An 18,277-nucleotide genomic window follows, 5' to 3' on the forward strand; every position below is an offset into this window, starting at 1 on the left:
TCAGTCCGTGAAGGCCTCCTTCGTGCGGCGCTCGCCGCGCAGGAAGGCGTCGGCGGCGTGGATCAGCGGATTCAGGTCGACGTCGCTGGCGCCGGAGCGGACCAGGGCGGCGAAGCGGTCGTAGAGGCCGCGGTACTCCGCCTCGGGCGGGAGCGGCTGGTCGCGGCCGGCGATCGTCAGGGCGGCCCCGCCCCGCGACAGGACCAGGGGACCGTCGTCGGTCTCGACGCGGATGTCCCAGGTCTGCGGCCCGGTCTGGCGCCAGTCGAACCGGGCCTGGATCGGGGTTCCGGCGGCGTCCGCGAAGTGCAGGTCGGCGGCGATCGGCGCCTGCCGGTTCGCCGGCACCGACAGGGTCGCGCCGGTCAGGAAGAACGGCGGCAGGATGTGGGTGGCGATCGACAGGGCGTTGATCCCCGGATCGAACACGCCCAGCCCGCCCGCGTCCCAGATCCAGTCCTGGCCCGGGTGCCAGTGCCGGACATCCTCCAGCCACGCGATCGCCACCGACCGGATCCTGCGGCCCGCCAGCCATCGGCGGGCGGGCTCCACCCCCGGCGCGTAGCGGGAGTGCCAGCTCGCGAACAGGCTCACCCCCCGGTCCCGCGCGGCCGCGACGAGGAGCCCGACCTCGGCCAGCGTCGCGGCCGGGGGCTTCTCGAGGAAGACGTGGCGGCCCGCCGCGATCCCCGCCAGGGCCGCCGCGCACCGCGCCTGCGGCGGCTGGCACAGGGCGACGGCGTCGAGGTCGCCGTGCGCCGCCAGCATCGCCTCCAGGGTGGCGTAGCTCGGCACGCCGTCGAGGCCGCCGTGCGGGCTCGCCACCGCCACGAGCGCGTAGTCCGGCGAGGCGGCGATGGTCGGCAGGTGCTGGTCGCGGGCGATCTTGCCGACGCCCACCAGGCCGATGCGGATCGGATCCGTCATGGTCAGAGCACCCGCACGGTCGCGTCGACGGCCGGCGCCGCCGCCAGCGGGTTGCGCAGGGGTCGCGTGAACGGCGCGGCCTCGATCTCGAACACGTCGCCCGGCCGGGTCGCGACGCCGTCGCTGAACGACAGGGTCGCGGTCCCGAAGAAGTGGACGTGCACGTCGCCGGGGCGCCGGAACGGCGCGTACTTGAAGTGGTGCCGCTCCAGGTTGGCGATGCTGTGGGACATGTTGGCCTCCCCGGACAGGAACGGCTTCTCCCAGAACACGGTGCCGTCGCGCAGGATGCGGCTGGTCCCGCGCACGTTCGGGGGCAGGGTCCCGAGCCAGAGCTCCGGGCCGAGGGCCGCCGGGCGGAGCTTGGAATGCGCCAGCCACAGGTAGTTGCCGCGCTCGGTCACGTGGTCGGAGAACTCGTTCGCCAGGGCGAAGCCGAGGCGCACCGGCGTTCCGTCGGCGTCGATCAGGTAGATCCCGGCGATCTCCGGCTCCTCGCCGCCGTCCAGGGCGAAGGCGGGCGAGACCAGCGGCTCGCCGGTGGCGACCAGGCAGGATCCGTCGCCCTTGTAGAACCACTCGGGCTGCACGCCGGCCTCGCCCGGCGCCGGCCTGCCGCCCTCGACGCCCATCCGGAACATGCGCATCGAATCGGTCGGCGCCGGGCCGGCCGCGGCCGGGCGGTGCATCGCGTCGCGGCCCTCGGCGGAGCCGAGATGCGTCAGGCCGGTGCCGCTCAGCAGCAGGTGGGCGGGATCGTCGTGGTCGATGGGCGGCAGGAGCCGGACCGCGTCGAGATCGACGGGCGCGCCCAGTCCCGCCCGCTCCGCCGTCGCGGCCAGATCGCCCCCCGCCGCGAGGGCCCTGCGCGCCAGGGCCCGCACGCTGTCGACGCCGAGCACCCGCCGCGCCCGGCCGCCGGCGAGCAGCGCGACGCCCCGTTCCCCGTCGGCGGCGCGGAATTGTAGGAGTGATTGACCCATCTGTGTCCTCCCGGGGACGACCGCTGCGGGGCGTCCTGAACGCGCGGCCGTCGAGGGTCGCGCGGCGGCCTGTCAGCGGCCGGGTTGCGGGGCGAGAACGCCGTCGATCCGCCGCGCGCGGCGCCAGGGATTGTCCGGGCGCAGGGGCGGCGGCAGGAGCCCGGCGGGCAGGGCCCGGTGGCGGACCGGGCGGAGGAACGGCGCGATCGCCGGCGTGCCGACCGCGCGGCTGCGGCCGTCCGACGTCTCCGGCAACGGGCCGCCACGCACCGTCGCGGGGGCGACAGCGACGCCGGCCGGCCGGCCGTTCGCCCGGACCCGGCCGGCCCCGTGGGCCGAGCGGGCCGGATCCGCGAACGGCTGCAACGGCCCGACCGCGCGGACGCGCCCGTCCTCCGGCCGCGCGCGCGGCAGGCCCGTCCCGGCCATCGCCCGCGCGATCAGCGGCGCGCCGAGCTCGGCGCGGCCGTCGGCGACAGCCTCGCGACAGGGTGCGCGCGTGTCGGGAGGCCTCTCGGAGGCGCGCGGGAACGCCGCCTCCAGGGCGCGGGCGGCCTCGACCTCCGGGCGGCCGGCGGCCGGGAAGGCCGGCACCGGGGCCGCGCCGATGGCGGGATCGGCGGCCCGGAAGCTCGCGGCCGCGGTGACGTCGGCGGCGCCGGCCAGGACGCGGCCGCGGAATGTGACAGGCCCTGGCGACTCACTACTCATACAAATAGGCTAGGCCAGTTCGCCTTCGCCCGCAAGCGCGGCCGCGGTTCCGGTGCGACGGGCGCTCCCCTTTGCGCTCCTACAACTTCAGGATACGATCGCGCCGTTCCTGCCCCGACCCGGTGGCCCGGATCGGAGGTGGACGCGGTGAGGCAGGAGCGCGGTTCGGAGAGCGTCACGCTGCCCCTCGCCTCGGGGTCGCGCCGGATCCACGGCTCGGTCGCCCGCGATCTGGGCGTGGCGATCCTCGGCGGCCGCTACGCCCCCGGGGACGTGCTGCCCGGGGAGATCGAATTCTCTGAGAAATTGAACGTCTCGCGCACCGCCTATCGCGAGGCGATCCGGATCCTGAGCGCCAAGGGGCTCGTCGAGAGCCGCCCGCGCACCGGGACCCGCGTCAGCCAGCGCAGCCGCTGGAACCTGCTCGATCCCGACATCCTCGCCTGGGCCTTCGAGTCGGAGCCGAGCGAGTCGCTCATCCGCGACCTGTTCGAGCTGCGGATGATCGTCGAGCCGGCCGCGGCCGCGCTCGCGGCCGAGCGGCGCTCGGGCCTCGACATCGCCCGGATGGGCCACGCCCTGGAGGAGATGGGCCGCCACGGCCTCGCCACCGAGGCCGGGCGGTCCGCCGACCAGGCCTTCCACAACACGATCCTGGAAGCGGCCCGCAACGGCGCGCTGATCGCCCTGTCGAGCTCCATCGCCGCCGCGGTCACGTGGACGACGATCTTCAAGCACCGCCGCCAGGGCCTGCCCCGGGACCCGATGCCGGATCACCGCGCCCTCTACGACGCGATCGTGGCGGGCGACCCGGACGCCGCCCGCGCGACGATGACCGAGCTGGTCCGCCTCGCCCTCGCCGACACCGAGCTGGCGATGCGGCCCTGACGGTGCCGGCGCGGGCATCGCCGCAATGACCTCGCTGGCCTCAGTGGTTGTCGCGCGGCACGCCCCGCGTCTGCGCGATGCGCTGGAACGCCTCCGCGCCCTCCAGGATGGCCCCGGTGTGCATCTGGCCTACCGCGGCGCGCTGCATCGCCTGCCAGGGCGTCTGCGCGGCCGGGTAGGCGTAGCCGCCGGCCGCCTCCAGGGCCGCGCGCCGGCGCGCGATCTCGTCGGCGTCGACCAGCATGTCGGCGGTGCCGCGGCGCAGGTCGATCCGCACCCGGTCGCCGGTGCGCAGGAGCGCGAGGCCGCCGCCGGCCGCCGCCTCGGGCGAGGCGTTGAGGATCGACGGCGAGCCGGAGGTGCCGGACTGGCGCCCGTCGCCGAGGCAGGGCAGCGCCTGCACGCCGGCCCGGATCAGCCGCGCGGGCGGGCGCATGTTCACCACCTCGGCGGCGCCCGGGTAGCCCACGGGCCCGGCCCCGCGCATGACCAGGAGGGTCTCCCCGGTGATGCCGAGGCTCGGGTCGTCGATCCGGGCGTGGTAATCCTCCGGCCCGTCGAAGACCACGACGGGGCCCTCGAAGGCGTCCGGATCCTCGGGGTTCGACAGGTAGCGGGCGCGGAAATCGTCGCCGATGACGCTGGTCTTCATCACCGCGGCGTCGAACAGGTTGCCGCGCAGGACCAGGAAGCCGGCCGCCTCCTTCAGGGGCCGGTCGATCGGCCGGATCACGTCCTCGTCCTCGATCGCGGCGTCCCGGCAATTGTCGCCGAGGGTCTGCCCGTTCACGGTGAGGGCGCCCTCGCGGATCAGGCCGCGGCGCATGAGCTGCGCCACCACCGCGGGCAAGCTGCCGGCGCGGTAGTAATCCTCGCCGAGATAGGCGCCCGCCGGCTGCAGGTTGACGAGGAGCGGCACGTCGAGCCCGTGGGTCTGCCAGTCCGCGATGTCGAGCGCGACCCCCATGTGGCGGGCGATCGCCGCGAGGTGGATCGGCGCGTTGGTCGAGCCGCCGATCGCGGAATTGACCGCGATGGCGTTGAGGAAGGCGTCGCGGGTCAGGATGTCGGAGGGCTTCAGGTCCTCCGCGACCATCTCCACGATGCGCTTGCCGGTCCGGTAGGCGGCCTCCTGCCGGTCGCGGTAGGGCGCCGGGATCGCGGCCGAGCCGGGCAGCATCATGCCGAGCGCCTCGGCCAGCGTGTTCATCGTGGTCGCCGTACCCATCGTGTTGCAGAAGCCGGTCGAGGGCGCCGACGAGGTGACGAGCTTGATGAAGCCGTCGTGGTCGATCTCGCCCGCCGCCAGCATCGCGCGGGCCTTCCAGACGATCGTGCCCGAGCCCGTGCGCTGGCCCTTGAACCAGCCGTTGAGCATCGGCCCCACCGACAGGGCGATGGCCGGGATGTTCACGGTGGCGGCCGCCATCAGGCAGGCCGGGGTGGTCTTGTCGCAGCCCGTGGTCAGCACCACGCCGTCGAGGGGGTAGCCGTAGAGCAGCTCCACGAGGCCGAGATAGGCGAGGTTGCGGTCGAGGCCGGCGGTCGGCCGCTTGCCGGTCTCCTGGATCGGGTGGACGGGGAACTCGAGCACGATCCCGCCCGCCTCGCGGATGCCCTCGCGGATCCGCTCCGCGAGGACGAGGTGGTGGCGATTGCACGGGGACAGGTCCGAGCCGGTCTGGGCGATGCCGATGATCGGCTTGCCCGAGCGCAGCTCCTCCAGGCTGAGCCCGAAGTTCAGGTAGCGCTCCAGGTAGAGCGCCGTCATGTCGATATTGTCGGGGTTGTCGAACCACGCGCGCGAGCGCAGGGGCCGTGCAATCGGTCGGTCGGTCATTTCTGGGTCCGGTGGGCGGGGCTGGTCGAGAAGCGGTAGGTGATCACGTTCCGGTAGGTCTTGCCGGGATCGAGCCGGGCCGAGCCGAAGGCCGGCCGGTTCGGCGTGTCGGGGAAGAGCTCCGGCTCCAGCGCCAGGGCGTCCGACTGGCGGTAGGCGAGGCCGGACTTGCCCACCGCGGTCGCGTCGAGGAAGTTGCCGGCGTAGAACTGGAGGCCGGGCTGGTTGCTCGCCACGTCGAGGACGCGGCCCGAGTCCGGATCCTCGACCCGCGCCACGGGGTGCGGCTCGGCCGTGGGCGCGTCGGTCACGACCCAGTTGTGGTCGTAGCCGCGCCCGCGCACGATCTGAACGTCCCGCCCGTCGCGGATCCGCGCGCCGATCACCGCGGGCTCGCGGAAGTCGAAGGGCGTGCCGGCCACCGGCAGGTGTTCCCCGGTCGGGATCAGGGTGGCGTCGACCGGCGTGAAGCGCTCTGCCGGGATGGTCAGGGTCTGGTCGAGGATCGAGCGGCCCGAGCCCTCGCCCGCGAGGTTGAAGAAGCTGTGGTTGGTCAGGTTGACGATGGTCGGCTTGTCGGTCGTCGCCTCGTAGGTGACCGTGAGCGTGTTCGTGTCGTCCAGCGCGTAGGTGGCGGTCGCCGTCAGCGTGCCGGGATAGCCCTCCTCGCCGTCCGGGCTGACGTAGCGGAGGGTCACCGACGGGGCCGCGCCGCCCTTGACCGCGGTGATCGTCCAGAGCCGCTTGTCGAAGCCGGCCGCGCCGCCGTGCAGGGCGTTCGGGCCGTCGTTGGTGGCCAGCGTGTAGGCCCGGCCGTCGAGGGTGAAGCGCCCGGCGCGGATGCGGTTGGCGTAGCGCCCGACGCTCGCGCCGAAATAGTTGCCCCTGGCCAGGTAGGAGGCGAGGTCGTCGTAGCCGAGCACCACGTCGGCGGCCTTGCCGGACCGGTCCGGCACGTCGAGGCTCCGCAGCAGCGCCCCCCACGACAGGATCCGCGCCGTGATGCCCTTGCCGTTCGTCAGCGTCACCTCCTCGACCGTCCGTCCGTCCGGCAGCGTGCCGAACACCGTCCGGGTCGGCTCGGCCGCCCGCGCCGGGTCCGGCGTCAGGCCCGGCAGGGCCGCACAGGCGCACAGCGCCAGGGATCCCACTCCTCGCATCGCGTTCTCCCCCCTCGTGATTCAGCCCGCCGCGCCGGTCCTGCGCCGGTCCACGACGGGGCGCGCGGTTGACGTCCGCGAACCCGGTATATACTCAGACAAATAAAAGGGACAACACGGGACCCCGGCAAGGCGGCCCGAAAGGCAGAGGACAACGCCGGATGGCTGGACCGATCGCGACCGCGGGGACCGCGGCGCCCCGGACGGGGGCGGAGGCCGCGCGCGACCGGGGCGGCTACCGCCCGGCCCTGTCGCTGCTGGCGAGCCTGTTCTTCATGTGGGGCTTCATCACGGTCATCAACAACACGCTGCTGCCGCACCTGCGCAGCGTGTTCGACCTCGATTACACGCAGACCACGCTGATCGAGTCCGTCTGGTTCATCGCCTACTTCGTCGCCTCGATCCCGGCGGCCAAGCTGATCGAGCGCGTCGGCTACCAGCGCGCCCTGGTGACGGGGCTGGGCATCATGGCGCTGGGCACCCTCGGGATGATCCTCGCCGCCCACCGGGTCTCCTACGCGATCACGCTCGCGGCCCTGTTCGTGATCGCCAGCGGCATCACCCTCCTGCAGGTCGCCGCGAACCCCTACGTGGCGGTGGTCGGCCCGGCCGAGAGCGCCCCGGCGCGGCTGAACCTCGTGCAGGCGTTCAACTCCCTCGGGACGACCCTGGCGCCGCTGTTCGGCGGCTACCTGATCCTCGGCCGCTCGGCCTCGGGCAACGCCGCCGCCGGCGCCACCCTGACCCCGGCCGAGCGCCTCGCCGACGCGCAGTCGGTGCAGCTGCCCTACCTGATCGTGGCGGTGATCCTCGTCGTCCTCGCCGTGGTCATCGCCCGCTTCCCGCTGCCCGCCATGGGTGCCTCCGGCGGCGCCACGGCCCGGGCCGCCAGGGCCGAGCGCGCCGGCCTGTCGCTCTGGCGCCACCGCAACCTCGTGCTCGGCGTGCCGGCGATCTTCATCTACCTGATCGCCGAGATCGGGGTGTCGAACCTGTTCATCAACTTCGTGTCGCAGCCCGAGATCGGCGACCTGACCCACGCCCAGGCCTCGCGCTACCTGTTCCTGCTCTGGGGCGGCATGATGGTCGGCCGCTTCGTCGGCAGCTACCTGATGCAGCGGTGCCCGGCCGAGACCGTCCTGGCCGGCGCGGCGGTCGGCGCCTGCGCGGTGATGCTCGTGGCGACCTTCGCCACCGGTCACCTCGCCCTGTGGGCGCTGATCTCGGTCGGCCTGTTCCACGCGATCATGTTCCCGACGATCTTCACCCTGGGCATCCGCGGCCTCGGCCCGCTCACCGAGGAGGGCGCCGGGCTGCTGATCATGGCGATCGCGGGCGGCTCCCTGGTCGTGGTGCAGGGCTGGGCGGCGGACCGGTACGGGCTGCAGCACGCCTTCCTGATCACCGCCGCCTGCGAGCTCTACGTCCTGTTCTACGCGCTCTGGGGCTGCCGGACCGGCGCCGCATCGCGGCCGGCCGGCGCCTGAGCGTCGGCCGGGCGAGGGGCACGGCCATGGACCCGCGGATCCGCATCCTCGATCGGCCCCGCCGCGACCGGCTCGGCGAGGGCCCGGTCTGGGTTCCGGAACGGGGCGTGCTGTTCTGGGTCGATATCGAGGCGCCGGCCCTGAACTGGCTCGACCTCGCCGCCGGCGCGACCGGCACGCGGCCGTTCCCGGAACCGATCGGCTGGATCATCCCCCGCGCGGGCCGGCGCGACTTCATCGTCGGGCTGAAGAGCGGCTTCGCGACCTACGATCTGGAGGCCGGTCGCCTCGCGCCGATCGGCGACCCCGAGCCCGACGATCCGGACAACCGCCTGAACGACGCCAAGGTCGACGGCGCCGGCCGGATCTGGGCCGGCAGCATGCACCAGGCCGAGACCGCGGTCTCGGGCGCCCTGCACCGGCTCGATCCGGACCTGACGTGGCGACGGATGGATACCAGCTACGGCGTCGCCAACGGGCCGACCTTCAGCCGCGACGGCCGGATCCTCTATCACAGCGACAGCGCTGCCCGGACGGTCTACGCCTTCGATCTCGCCGCCGACGGGGCGCTGACGGGCAAGCGGCCCTTCCTGCGCTTCCCCGACGACTGGGGCTGGCCCGACGGCATGACCACGGATGCCGAGGGCTGCCTGTGGATCGCCCACTGGGGCGGCGGCCGGATCAGCCGCTTCGATCCCGACGGGCGCCTGCTGCGCGCGATCCCCCTGCCCGCCCCCAACATCACGAGCTGCGCCTTCGCGGGCCCCGGCCTCGACCGGCTGTTCGTCACCTCGGCCGCGCGGGGGGCCGAGCACGTGCCGGAGGCCGGCGCGCTGTTCGAGCTCGACGTCGGCGTCGCCGGCCTGCCGCCCCGCGCCTTCGCGGGCTGACGGACCCGGCGCCTAGGACAACAGGCCCCTGCGGCGATCTTCCCCCTCCCCCGGCGGGGCCGGTTCCCCGGCGGCCGGGGAGCGGGATGCCGGGGCCCGCGCGTGGCAACGGGCCACCTCGATCCCGCGGCGCGGCCGCCGCGGCATGTGCCCGCGCGGTGCCGGCGAGGCCCGGCCAGTACATCCGGTCGGGCTTTGCTGAGGGAATAGGGCGCTGATCGTCGCCCTCCGCCGCGGCCATACTGGCCGCACCCGCGGATCGACTGCCGCGCGATGATCCGTTGTTGGCGACAGATAAGCGGCCGTATTTATTCGTTTTCGTCGTTATAGCCCCGCTTCTCGCCGAACAAATTCGGCTCTTAATCTGAGTTATTTCATCGGGACGGGATTCCCGATCTACATAGCTTTAAGTCCTTGCAGGGGAGTTTCCACACCTCGTGCCGGAATCCGTGCTCATTACCGGTGGTGCTGGCTTCATCGGCCGCCACCTCTCCGCCGAGCTGCTGCGCCGCGGCTACCGCGTGCGGGTGCTCGACAGCCTGATCGAGCAGGTCCACGGCGGCGAGACGGGCCCCGGCGGCGCCGGGGTGCTGCCGCCGGAGGTCGAGTTCCAGGCCGGCGACGTCCGCGACGGCGCCGCCGTGGCCCGCGCCCTGTCGGGCATCGACCGGGTCGTCCACCTCGCGGCCGAGGTCGGCGTCGGCCAGAGCATGTACGCGGTCGAGCGCTACGTCTCGGTCAACGATTGCGGCACGGCGGTCCTGTTCCAGCAGCTCATCGACGCCCCGGTGAAGCGCGTGGTCGTGGCCTCCTCGATGAGCATCTACGGGGAGGGGCTGTACCGCGCCTCGGACGGGTCGACCGCCGAGGAGGTGGTGCGCCGCCCGCGCCGGTCCGGGGAGCCCTGGGACCCCCTCGACGGGCATGGGCAGCCGATGCGGCCGATCCCGACGCCCGAGACGAAGCGGCCGGCGCTCGCCTCGGTCTACGCGCTGACCAAGTACATGCAGGAGCGCCTGACGCTCACCCTCGCGCCCGCCTACGGGATGGAGGGGGTGGCGCTCCGCCTCTGGAACGCCTACGGGCCGGGCCAGGCGCTCTCGAACCCCTATACCGGCGTGCTGGCGATCTTCGCGGCGCGCCTCCACAACGGCCAGCCGCCGATGATCTTCGAGGACGGCGCGCAGCGGCGCGACTTCGTCCACGTGGAGGACGTCGCGCAGGCCTTCGCGCTGGCCCTGGAGCACCCGGCCGCCGCCGGCCAGGTCTACAACGTCGGCAGCGGCCAGGACCGCACGGTCAGCGAGGTCGCCCGCCTGCTCGCCCGCGCGATGGGCCGCGCGGAGATCGCGCCGGAGGTGACCGGCCAGGCGCGGCTCGGCGACATCCGCCACTGCATCGCCGATATCGGCAAGATCCGGCGGGAGCTCGGCTACGCGCCGCGCCGCGACTTCGCCGAGGGGCTCGCCGAACTCGCCGCCTGGGTGGCCGAGCAGCAGGCCGTCGACCGCGTCGCCGAGGCGCGGCGCGAGCTCGAAGCGCGCGGTCTCGTCGCGTGAGCGGCCGGCCGATCCTCGTCACCGGCGGCGCCGGGTTCATCGGCGCCAACCTGTCCGACAGCCTCGCGGCCGACGGCCACGCGGTGATCGTCTACGACATCCTCTCGCGCCCCGGCGTCGAGGCCAACCTCGCGTGGCTGCGGCAGCGCCACGGCGGCCGGATCGTCCCGATCGTCGCCGACATCCGCGACGTCCAGGAGCTCGGCCGCGCGGTGGCGGAGGCCGGCGCGGTGTTCCACTTCGCCGCCCAGGTGGCGGTGACGACGAGCCTCGTCGCGCCCCGGGCCGACATGGAGATCAACCTCCTCGGCACCGTGAACCTGCTGGAGGCCCTGCGGGCCGAGGCGCGGCCGGTGCCGCTCCTCTACGCCTCGACCAACAAGGTCTACGGCGACCTGCCCGACATCGCCCTGGAGGCGGTCGGCGACGCCTACCTGCCGGCCGATCCGGAGCTGCGCCGGCGCGGCATCGGCGAGACCCGGCCGCTGGATTTCCACACGCCCTACGGCTGCTCCAAGGGGGCCGCGGACCAGTACGTCCTCGACTACGCCCGCAGCTTCGGCATCCCGGCGGCGGTGATGCGGATGAGCTGCATCTACGGGCCGCGCCAGATGGGCAACGAGGACCAGGGCTGGGTCGCCCACTTCCTGATAAGGGCGCTCGCCGGCGAGGCGGTCACGCTCTACGGCGACGGACGGCAGGTGCGCGACATCCTGCACGTGCGCGACGTGGTGGCGGTCTACCGGGCGGCGCTCGCCCGCATCGACGAGGCGGCGGGCCGCGCCTTCAACGTCGGCGGCGGCCCCGGCAACGCCGTGAGCCTGCTGCAGCTCCTCGACCATGTCGGCGCCCTGCTGGGGCGCCCGGTGGCGCGCAGCTTCCAGGCCTGGCGCCCGGGCGACCAGCGCTACTACGTCTCGGACACCCGCCGGGCGGTCCAGCGGCTCGGCCTCGCCCCCTTCACGGCCTGGCGCGACGGCGTCGCCGACCTCGCCGGCTGGCTCGCCGCCGCGCGCGCACCGTCGGACGGCGCGGCACCGATCGCGGCACCGATCGCGGGAGCGGCCGCGTGAGGGTCGCCCTGGTCAACCCGCCCTGGGACTTCCGCAACAGCATCTATTTCGGCTGCCGCGAGCCGCACCTGCCGCTCGAGCTCGGTTATTCCGCGGCGCTGCTGGCGGCCGCCGGCCACGAGACGCTGCTCGTGGACGCGCATCTCGAGGGCCTGACCGCCGGGGCCGCCGCCGACCGCGTGGCCGCCTTCGCCCCCGCCATGACGGTGGTGGCGACCGCCCCCACCTACCTGTTCTGGCGCTGCGCCCCGCCGGAGCTGCGGGTGCCCCGCCTGTTCCTCGACACCCTGGCGGGCCGGGGCGGGACGACCGTGGCGGTCGGCCCCCACGGCTCCGCGACGCCGCGCCCGGTCCTCGACAAGCTCGGCTGCGCGGTCGTCGTGCGCGGCGAGTGCGAGGAGGTCGTCGCCCGGCTCGCCGGCCTGCCCGACCTGCGCCCGGACACCCTGCGGGCCGTGCCCGGCCTCGCCGTCCGCGACGACGGGGCGGTCGCGGTGACCGGCCCGCCCCAGGCCGGCCGCTTCACCGATCTGCCGGCCCTGCGCTGGCCGGATCACTGGATCGCCCGGCACCGGCACCACCACCACCGGTTCGACGCCGCGCCGGACGGCCCGGGCGCGGAGGTCGAGGCCTCGCGCGGCTGCCCCTACACCTGCTCGTTCTGCGCCAAGATCGACTTCCGCGACGCCTATCGCCGCCGGGAGCTCCCCATCGTCCTCGACGAGATCGACGGGCTGATCGCGCAGGGCGTCACCTACGTCTACTTCGTCGACGAGATCTTCCTGCCGCAGAAGCCGCTCCTGGAGGCGCTGGTCGCCCGGGACCTGCGCTTCGGGATCCAGACCCGGATCGACCTGTGGAAGCCCGACCTGCTCGACCTCCTCGGGGCGGCGGGCTGCGTCTCCATCGAGGCCGGGATCGAGAGCCTGACCGAGGCGGGCCGCGCCGCCCTCGACAAGCGCTGCCGCGCCTCGACCGACGACCTCGCCGAGCGGCTGATCCACGCGCGCCGCACCGTGCCGTTCGTGCAGGCGAACCTGATCGCGGTCGCGGGCGACGACCCCGACCTCGTGGCGGCGTGGCGCGACCGCCTGCGCGGCCAGGGCGTCTGGGCGAACGACCCGGTGCCGCTCTACCCCTATCCGAGCTCCCCGGATTACCGCCGCCTCTGGGGCGAGCCCGACGACCGGGCCTGGGAGCGGGCGCACGCCCACTACCTCGGCCAGTTCGCGCAGTTCAGCGAGATCCAGGACGAGCGCCCCCTGCCCCTGCCCGAGCTGGAGGCCGCATGCGGGTGCTGCTGAACCCCGCCCCGGCAGCGGCGCCGCACGTCCTGATGAGCGCGGACGCGGTGGGCGGCGTCTGGCAGTACAGCCTCGACCTCGCGGCCGGCCTGGTCCGGCGGGGCCTCGCCGTGACCGTGGCGGTCCTGGGCCCGGCCCCCTCCGCGGCGCGGATCGCGGCGGCCGAGGGGGCCACGGGCGCGCAGATCCGCACCACCGGGCTGCCCCTGGACTGGACCGCCGCGACGCCCGGCGCCGTGCTGGACGCCGCGCGGGCCCTGGCCGGGCTCGCCCGGACCGTGGGCGCGGATCTCGTGCACCTGCACAGCCCCGCCATGGCCCTCGCCGATTTCCCCGTGCCGGTGGTGGCCGTGTGCCATTCCTGCGTGGCGACGTGGTGGGACGCCGTCGAGACCGGGCCGCTCCCGGCCGACCTCGCGTGGCGCCACGACCTCACCGCGCGGGGGTGCCGCGCCGCCGACGCCCTGCTCGCCCCCACCCGGGCGCACGCCCTCGCCACCGCCCGGGTCTGCGGCCTCGCGCGGCCGCCCGCGGTGGTCCGCAACGGCCGCGCGCCGGGCGCCGCGCGGCCCCGGGCCGCGGAACCCTTCGCCTTCACCGCCGGGCGCCTCTGGGACCGGGCGAAGAACGCCGCCGCCCTCGACCGCCTCGCCGCCCGCCTGCCGGTGCCGCTGCGCGCCGCCGGCCCCGTCGACGGGCCGAACGGCGCGCGGGTCGAGACGCGCCACCTGCGGCGTCTCGGGCGGCTCGACGATGCCGGGATCGCCGCGGAACTCGCCGGCCGCCCGGTCTTCGTCTCGCTCGCCCGCTACGAGCCGTTCGGCCTCGCCGTGCTGGAGGCCGCCGCCGCGGGCTGCGCCCTCGTGCTGTCCGACATGCCGGTCTTCCGCGAGCTGTGGGACGGGGCCGCCGCCTTCGTGGGCGCGGACGACGACGCGGCCGCCGCGCGGGCCGTGCGGGACCTGCTGGACGATCCCGCCCGGCGCGACGCCGCCGGAGCGGCCGCGGCCGATCGCGCCGCCCGCTACGGGGTCGAGGCGATGACCGAGGGCGTGCTCGGGGTGCTGCGCGGCCTCCGCGACGGGGCGCCGGCCCGGCTCGGCGGGGCCGCGGCATGAGGATCGCCTACTTCACCCACTCGCTGGCCTCGTGCTGGAACCACGGCAACGCGCATTTCCTGCGCGGCGTCCTGCGCGAACTGCGGGCGCGCGGCCACGCCGTCGCGGCCTACGAGCCCGAGGGGGCCTGGAGTCTCGCGAATCTCCTGCGCGACCACGGCGCGGCCGGCCTCGACGCCTACCGGGCGGCCTATCCGGAGCTGGCGTCCGACCGCTACGCGGCGGTCGACGCGGTGGTGGAGCGCGTGGCGGAATGCGACCTCGTGCTGGTCCACGAGTGGAGCGAGCCGGCCCTCGTGGCGGCGCTCGGCGCCGCCCGGCGCCGCGGGGCGCGCTACACGCTCCTGTTCCACGACACCCACCACCGGGCGGTGAGCGCCCCGGCGGAGATGGAGCGCTTCGACCTCTCCGGCTACGACGGCGTGCTCGCCTTCGGCGAGACCCTGGCCGCCGTCTACCGGGCGAAGGGCTGGGGCCGCCGCGCCTTCGTCTGGCACGAGGCGGCCGACACGCGTCTGTTCCGGCCGCCTGCGGAAGAGGCGGCCCGCGCCGGCCTGATCTGGATCGGCAACTGGGGTGACGACGAGCGCAGCGCGGAGCTCGAGACCTACCTGTTCCGCCCGGCCGCGCAGGTCGGCCTGCCGCTGGACGTCTACGGCGTGCGCTACCCCGCGGCGGCGCTCGCGACGCTCGGGCGCACCGGCGCCCGCTATCACGGCTGGGCGCCGAACGCCGCCGCGCCCGGCCTGTTCGCCCGCCATCTCGCCACCGTGCACGTGCCCCGGCGCTTCTACGTGGAGCGGCTGCCCGGCATCCCGACGATCCGGGTGTTCGAGGCTCTCGCCTGCGGCATCCCGCTGGTCTGCGCGCCCTGGGACGACGCGGAAGCGCTGTTCCGGCCGGGCCTGGACTACCGCGTCGCCCGCACCGGCGCCGAGATGGAGAGCCACCTGCGCGCCCTCCGGACTGATCCCGAGCTGCGCCGCGCCCTCGCGGCCTCCGGCCTCGCCACGATCCGGGCGCGCCACACCTGCGCGCACCGGGCCGAGGAACTCCTGTCCATCGCCGCCGGCCTGCGGGCGCCCGCCACCCTGGAGGCCACCGCGTGAGAATCGCCTTCTACGGCTCCTCCCTGCTATCGTCCTACTGGAACGGCGCCGCCACCTATTACCGGGGCATGCTCGCAGCCCTGGCGCGGCACGGCCACACCATCACCTTCTACGAGCCGGACGCCTTCGACCGGCAGCAGCACCGGGACATCGAGCCGCCGCCCTACGCGGCGGTGACGGTCTACCCGGCGACGATCGAGGCGGCGCGCGCGGTCACCGCAGAGGCCGCGCGGGCCGACGTGGTCGTCAAGGCGAGCGGCGTCGGCGTGTTCGACGACGCGCTGCTCCAGGGCGTGATCGCGGCGTCGCGCCCCGAGGCTCTGCGGATCTTCTGGGATGTCGACGCCCCGGCGACGCTCGCCGAGATGCGCGCCGATCCCGACCACGCGCTCCGCCGCGCCCTGCCGGACCTCGACCTCGTGCTCACCTACGGCGGCGGCCCGCCGGTGGTCGCGGCCTACGAGGGCTTCGGCGCCCGCGCCTGCATCCCGATCTACAACGCGCTCGATCCGGAGACCCATTTCCCGGTGCCGCCGGAGCCGCGCTTCGCGGCCGACCTCGCCTTCCTGGGCAACCGCCTGCCGGACCGCGAGGCAAGAGTAGAGAAATTCTTCCTCGCGGCGGCGGCGCGCCTGCCGGAGCGGTCTTTCCTCATCGGCGGCAACGGCTGGGAGAGCCGCGGCCTGCCGCTCAACGTCCGGCATCTCGGCCACGTCTACACGCGCGAGCACAACGCCTTCAACACGACGCCCCTCGCCGTCCTGAACATCGCCCGCGACAGCATGGCGGCGGTCGGCTTCTCCCCCGCCACCCGGGTGTTCGAGGCGGCCGGCGCCGGCGCCTGCCTGATCACCGACGCCTGGGAGGGGCTCGGCCTGTTCCTCGACGAAGGGAGCGAGGTGCTGGTCGCCCGGGACGGGCGCGACGTCGCCGACCACGTCGCCGCCCTCACCCCGGAGCGGGCCCGCGCCGTCGGCGAGGCCGCCCGCCGGCGCATCACCGCCGAGCACACCTACGCGCACCGGGCGGTCGAGGTCGACGCGATCCTGCGGGCGGAGGCGGCCCGCAAGGCGGACGCGACCCGGCGGAGCGTCGCGTGAGCGCGCGCCCGATGCGCGTCGTCGTCCTGGGCCTGAGCCTGTCCTCGTCCTGGGGGAACGGCCACGCGACCACCTACCGGGCGCTCCTCAAGGCCTTCGCGGCCCGCGGCCACGCCGTCCTGTTCCTGGAGCGCGACGTGCCCTGGTACGCCGAGCACCGCGACCTGCCCGATCCGGGCTTCTGCGATCTCGCCCTCTACGCCGATCTCGACGGGCTCGACGCGCACCGCGCCGCCATCGCCGGGGCGGAGGCCGTGATCGTCGGCTCCTACGTGCCGGAGGGCATCGCGGCGGGGGCCCGCGTGCTCGACTGGGCCCGGGGAACCCGGGCCTTCTACGACATCGACACGCCCGTGACCCTGGCCGCCCTGGAGGCCGGCACCTGCGCCTACCTCGCGGCCGGGCAGATCCGGGATTACGACCTCTACCTGTCCTTCACGGGCGGCCCGACCCTGCGGCGCCTGGAGCGGGCCTACGGCGCGCCCGTGGCCGAAGCCCTCTACTGCTCGGTCGATCCCGAGGCGTACCCGGCTCTCGACCGAGCGGCGCGCTACGATCTCTCCTATCTCGGGACCTACAGCCCGGACCGGCAGCCCACGCTGGAGCGCCTGCTGATCGAGCCGGCCCGCCGCGCGCCCGAACTCCGCTTCGCGGTGGCGGGTCCGCAGTACCCGGCCGGGATCGACTGGCCCGCCAACGTGGCGCGGATCGAGCACCTGCTGCCGGACCGGCACCCCGACTTCTACGGGGCGAGCCGCTACACCCTGAACGTCACCCGCGCCGACATGGTCCGGGCCGGCTGGAGCCCGAGCGTGCGCCTGTTCGAGGCGGGCGCCTGCGGCACGCCGGTGCTCTCCGACGCCTGGGACGGTCTCGACACCCTGCTCGTCCCCGAGCGCGAGATCCTGCTGCCCGACGGTCCGGACGCCGTCCTCGCCGTCCTGCGCGGTCGCGCCGAGGCGGAGCGGCGGCGGCTGGGTGCGGCCGCCCGCGCGGCGATCCTGGCGCGGCACACCGCCGCCGCCCGCGCCGCGGAGTTGGAGCGCTATCTCTGCAGGGCGCGCGCGCCCGCGCCCGATCTCGCGATCATCGGTCACTAGGCACTCGGGAGAATGATGGTGGGAACCAGGAGCGGCATCCGAGTCCTCGTCGCCGGCGGCGCCGGGTTCATCGGCTCGCATCTGATCGACGCGCTCCTCGCCGACGGGGCGCGCGTCACCTGTGTCGACAGCCTGCTGACCGGGCGGCGGTCGAACCTCGCCCATCTCGCCAACGAGGCGCGGTTCGACTTCGTCGAGGCGGACGTGACCGAGCCGCTGCCGGCGCTGCCGCGGTTCGACCGGGTGTTCAACCTCGCCTGCGCGGCCTCGCCGCCGCACTACCAAGCCGACCCGGTCCACACGATGATGACCAGCGTGCTGGGCACCGGACGGCTGCTGGAAGTCGCCCGGGATGCCGGGGCGCGCTTCCTCCAGGCCTCCACCAGCGAGGTCTACGGCGATCCGGAGCGGCACCCGCAGCAGGAATCCTACTGGGGCAACGTCAACCCGACCGGGCCGCGGGCCTGCTACGACGAGGGCAAGCGCTCCGCCGAGACCCTGACCTTCGATTTCGAGCGCCAGCACGGCCTCGACATCCGCGTCGCGCGGATCTTCAACACCTACGGTCCGCGGATGCGCGCCGACGACGGCCGGGTCGTCTCCAACGTGATCTGCCAAGCGCTCGCCTGCGACGACATCACGGTCTACGGCAACGGCGAGCAGACCCGCTCCTTCTGCTACGTCAGCGACCTGGTGGACGGGCTCCTGCGGCTGATGGCGACGGAGACGCCCCTCGCCGGCCCGGTCAACCTCGGCAACCCCCGCGAGCTGACGGTCGGCGCGCTGGTCGACCTCGTGGTGCGGATGACGGAGACGCCGTCGCGGATCGTGCGCCGGCCGCTGCCGGTGGACGACCCCCAGCGCCGCCGGCCGGACATCACCCGCGCCGAGACCCTGCTCGGCTGGTCGCCCCGGGTGCCCCTGGAGGAGGGGCTGGAGGCGACGATCGCGTGGTTCTCCCGCGAGATCGCCCCGCGCCGGGCCCGTCCGGCCATCGAGGAGCGCGCCGTTGTCGCCGGCTGAGCCAC

The 18,277-nt window shown here is 74.5% G+C and carries 16 protein-coding genes; 11 read left to right on the forward strand and 5 right to left on the reverse strand.

The features are described 5' to 3' along the window. The 3 genes from ACLBXO_RS18060 to ACLBXO_RS18070 all read right to left on the reverse strand — a co-directional run bounded on the left by ACLBXO_RS18060 (window position 1) and on the right by ACLBXO_RS18070 (window position 2,621). Window positions 1–927, reverse strand: coding sequence for a Gfo/Idh/MocA family protein (locus tag ACLBXO_RS18060; RefSeq protein ID WP_447686196.1), 927 nt, complete (start codon window positions 925–927; stop codon window positions 1–3). A 2-nt stretch (window positions 928–929) separates the two neighbouring features. Then, window positions 930–1,910, reverse strand: coding sequence for an AraD1 family protein (gene araD1 / locus ACLBXO_RS18065; protein WP_447686197.1), 981 nt, complete (start codon window positions 1,908–1,910; stop codon window positions 930–932). A 72-nt stretch (window positions 1,911–1,982) separates the two neighbouring features. Beyond that, the gene (locus ACLBXO_RS18070) at window positions 1,983–2,621 is read right to left on the reverse strand and encodes a hypothetical protein (RefSeq protein ID WP_447686198.1); all 639 of its coding nucleotides are present in this window, start codon (window positions 2,619–2,621) and stop codon (window positions 1,983–1,985) included. Between the two features lie 138 nt (window positions 2,622–2,759). On the opposite strand from ACLBXO_RS18070, the gene ACLBXO_RS18075 reads away from it, so the two are divergent. Continuing rightward, window positions 2,760–3,509 (forward strand): FadR/GntR family transcriptional regulator, encoded by a 750-nt coding sequence (locus tag ACLBXO_RS18075; RefSeq protein ID WP_331314327.1) that lies wholly within the window; start codon window positions 2,760–2,762, stop codon window positions 3,507–3,509. A gap of 40 nt (window positions 3,510–3,549) precedes the next feature. On the opposite strand, the gene ACLBXO_RS18080 is transcribed toward ACLBXO_RS18075, so the two are convergent. Together ACLBXO_RS18080 and ACLBXO_RS18085 are read right to left on the reverse strand one after the other, a co-directional pair. Then, window positions 3,550–5,349: an IlvD/Edd family dehydratase gene (locus ACLBXO_RS18080; protein ID WP_447686199.1), complete on the reverse strand. Its 1,800-nt coding sequence runs from the start codon at window positions 5,347–5,349 to the stop codon at window positions 3,550–3,552. Beyond that, entirely contained in the window at window positions 5,346–6,509 is a 1,164-nt protein-coding gene (locus ACLBXO_RS18085; RefSeq protein WP_331314324.1) for an aldose epimerase family protein, read from the reverse strand. The genes ACLBXO_RS18080 and ACLBXO_RS18085 overlap by 4 nt, the downstream gene beginning before the upstream one ends. 161 nt (window positions 6,510–6,670) lie before the next feature. Here ACLBXO_RS18085 and ACLBXO_RS18090 point away from each other — a divergent pair, with 161 nt between their 5' ends. From ACLBXO_RS18090 to ACLBXO_RS18135, 10 genes are all read left to right on the forward strand, one after another. Next, the gene (locus ACLBXO_RS18090) at window positions 6,671–7,996 is read left to right on the forward strand and encodes a sugar MFS transporter (protein ID WP_331314322.1); all 1,326 of its coding nucleotides are present in this window, start codon (window positions 6,671–6,673) and stop codon (window positions 7,994–7,996) included. Window positions 7,997–8,022: 26 nt separating this feature from the next. After that, window positions 8,023–8,886: an SMP-30/gluconolactonase/LRE family protein gene (locus tag ACLBXO_RS18095; RefSeq protein ID WP_447686200.1), complete on the forward strand. Its 864-nt coding sequence runs from the start codon at window positions 8,023–8,025 to the stop codon at window positions 8,884–8,886. Between the two features lie 437 nt (window positions 8,887–9,323). Next, window positions 9,324–10,445, forward strand: coding sequence for an NAD-dependent epimerase/dehydratase family protein (locus ACLBXO_RS18100; RefSeq protein ID WP_447686201.1), 1,122 nt, complete (start codon window positions 9,324–9,326; stop codon window positions 10,443–10,445). Next, window positions 10,442–11,518 (forward strand): SDR family NAD(P)-dependent oxidoreductase, encoded by a 1,077-nt coding sequence (locus tag ACLBXO_RS18105; RefSeq protein ID WP_447686202.1) that lies wholly within the window; start codon window positions 10,442–10,444, stop codon window positions 11,516–11,518. The genes ACLBXO_RS18100 and ACLBXO_RS18105 overlap by 4 nt, the downstream gene beginning before the upstream one ends. Continuing rightward, on the forward strand, window positions 11,515–12,822 hold the full coding sequence (locus tag ACLBXO_RS18110) for a TIGR04295 family B12-binding domain-containing radical SAM protein (protein ID WP_447686203.1): 1,308 nt from the start codon (window positions 11,515–11,517) through the stop codon (window positions 12,820–12,822). The genes ACLBXO_RS18105 and ACLBXO_RS18110 overlap by 4 nt, the downstream gene beginning before the upstream one ends. After that, entirely contained in the window at window positions 12,807–13,940 is a 1,134-nt protein-coding gene (locus ACLBXO_RS18115) for a glycosyltransferase (protein WP_447686204.1), read from the forward strand. Before ACLBXO_RS18110 ends, ACLBXO_RS18115 begins: the two co-directional genes overlap by 16 nt. Then, window positions 13,937–15,049, forward strand: coding sequence for a CgeB family protein (locus ACLBXO_RS18120; RefSeq protein WP_331314313.1), 1,113 nt, complete (start codon window positions 13,937–13,939; stop codon window positions 15,047–15,049). Before ACLBXO_RS18115 ends, ACLBXO_RS18120 begins: the two co-directional genes overlap by 4 nt. Continuing rightward, window positions 15,046–16,149, forward strand: coding sequence for a CgeB family protein (locus ACLBXO_RS18125; RefSeq protein ID WP_331314311.1), 1,104 nt, complete (start codon window positions 15,046–15,048; stop codon window positions 16,147–16,149). The genes ACLBXO_RS18120 and ACLBXO_RS18125 overlap by 4 nt, the downstream gene beginning before the upstream one ends. A gap of 11 nt (window positions 16,150–16,160) precedes the next feature. After that, window positions 16,161–17,249 carry a CgeB family protein gene (locus ACLBXO_RS18130; RefSeq protein WP_447686221.1) on the forward strand — a complete coding sequence of 363 codons (1,089 nt, stop codon included), beginning with the start codon at window positions 16,161–16,163 and terminating at the stop codon, window positions 17,247–17,249. Window positions 17,250–17,264: 15 nt separating this feature from the next. Then, window positions 17,265–18,272 carry a UDP-glucuronic acid decarboxylase family protein gene (locus tag ACLBXO_RS18135; protein WP_447686205.1) on the forward strand — a complete coding sequence of 336 codons (1,008 nt, stop codon included), beginning with the start codon at window positions 17,265–17,267 and terminating at the stop codon, window positions 18,270–18,272. Window positions 18,273–18,277: the final 5 nt, after the last annotated feature.

The organism is Methylobacterium sp. C33D (genome assembly GCF_053345825.1).

Bases quoted from the DNA above. Each gene is read 5' to 3' on its own strand.
- ACLBXO_RS18060 (WP_447686196.1), bottom strand. From the start codon at position 927: ATGACGGATCCGATCCGCATCGGCCTGGTGGGCGTCGGCAAGATCGCC.
- ACLBXO_RS18115 (WP_447686204.1), top strand. From the start codon at position 12,807: ATGCGGGTGCTGCTGAACCCCGCCCCGGCAGCGGCGCCGCACGTCCTG.
- ACLBXO_RS18070 (WP_447686198.1), bottom strand. From the start codon at position 2,621: ATGAGTAGTGAGTCGCCAGGGCCTGTCACATTCCGCGGCCGCGTCCTG.
- ACLBXO_RS18135 (WP_447686205.1), top strand. From the start codon at position 17,265: ATGGTGGGAACCAGGAGCGGCATCCGAGTCCTCGTCGCCGGCGGCGCC.
- ACLBXO_RS18080 (WP_447686199.1), bottom strand. From the start codon at position 5,349: ATGACCGACCGACCGATTGCACGGCCCCTGCGCTCGCGCGCGTGGTTC.
- araD1 (WP_447686197.1), bottom strand. From the start codon at position 1,910: ATGGGTCAATCACTCCTACAATTCCGCGCCGCCGACGGGGAACGGGGC.
- ACLBXO_RS18085 (WP_331314324.1), bottom strand. From the start codon at position 6,509: ATGCGAGGAGTGGGATCCCTGGCGCTGTGCGCCTGTGCGGCCCTGCCG.
- ACLBXO_RS18090 (WP_331314322.1), top strand. From the start codon at position 6,671: ATGGCTGGACCGATCGCGACCGCGGGGACCGCGGCGCCCCGGACGGGG.
- ACLBXO_RS18095 (WP_447686200.1), top strand. From the start codon at position 8,023: ATGGACCCGCGGATCCGCATCCTCGATCGGCCCCGCCGCGACCGGCTC.
- ACLBXO_RS18120 (WP_331314313.1), top strand. From the start codon at position 13,937: ATGAGGATCGCCTACTTCACCCACTCGCTGGCCTCGTGCTGGAACCAC.
- ACLBXO_RS18130 (WP_447686221.1), top strand. From the start codon at position 16,161: ATGCGCGTCGTCGTCCTGGGCCTGAGCCTGTCCTCGTCCTGGGGGAAC.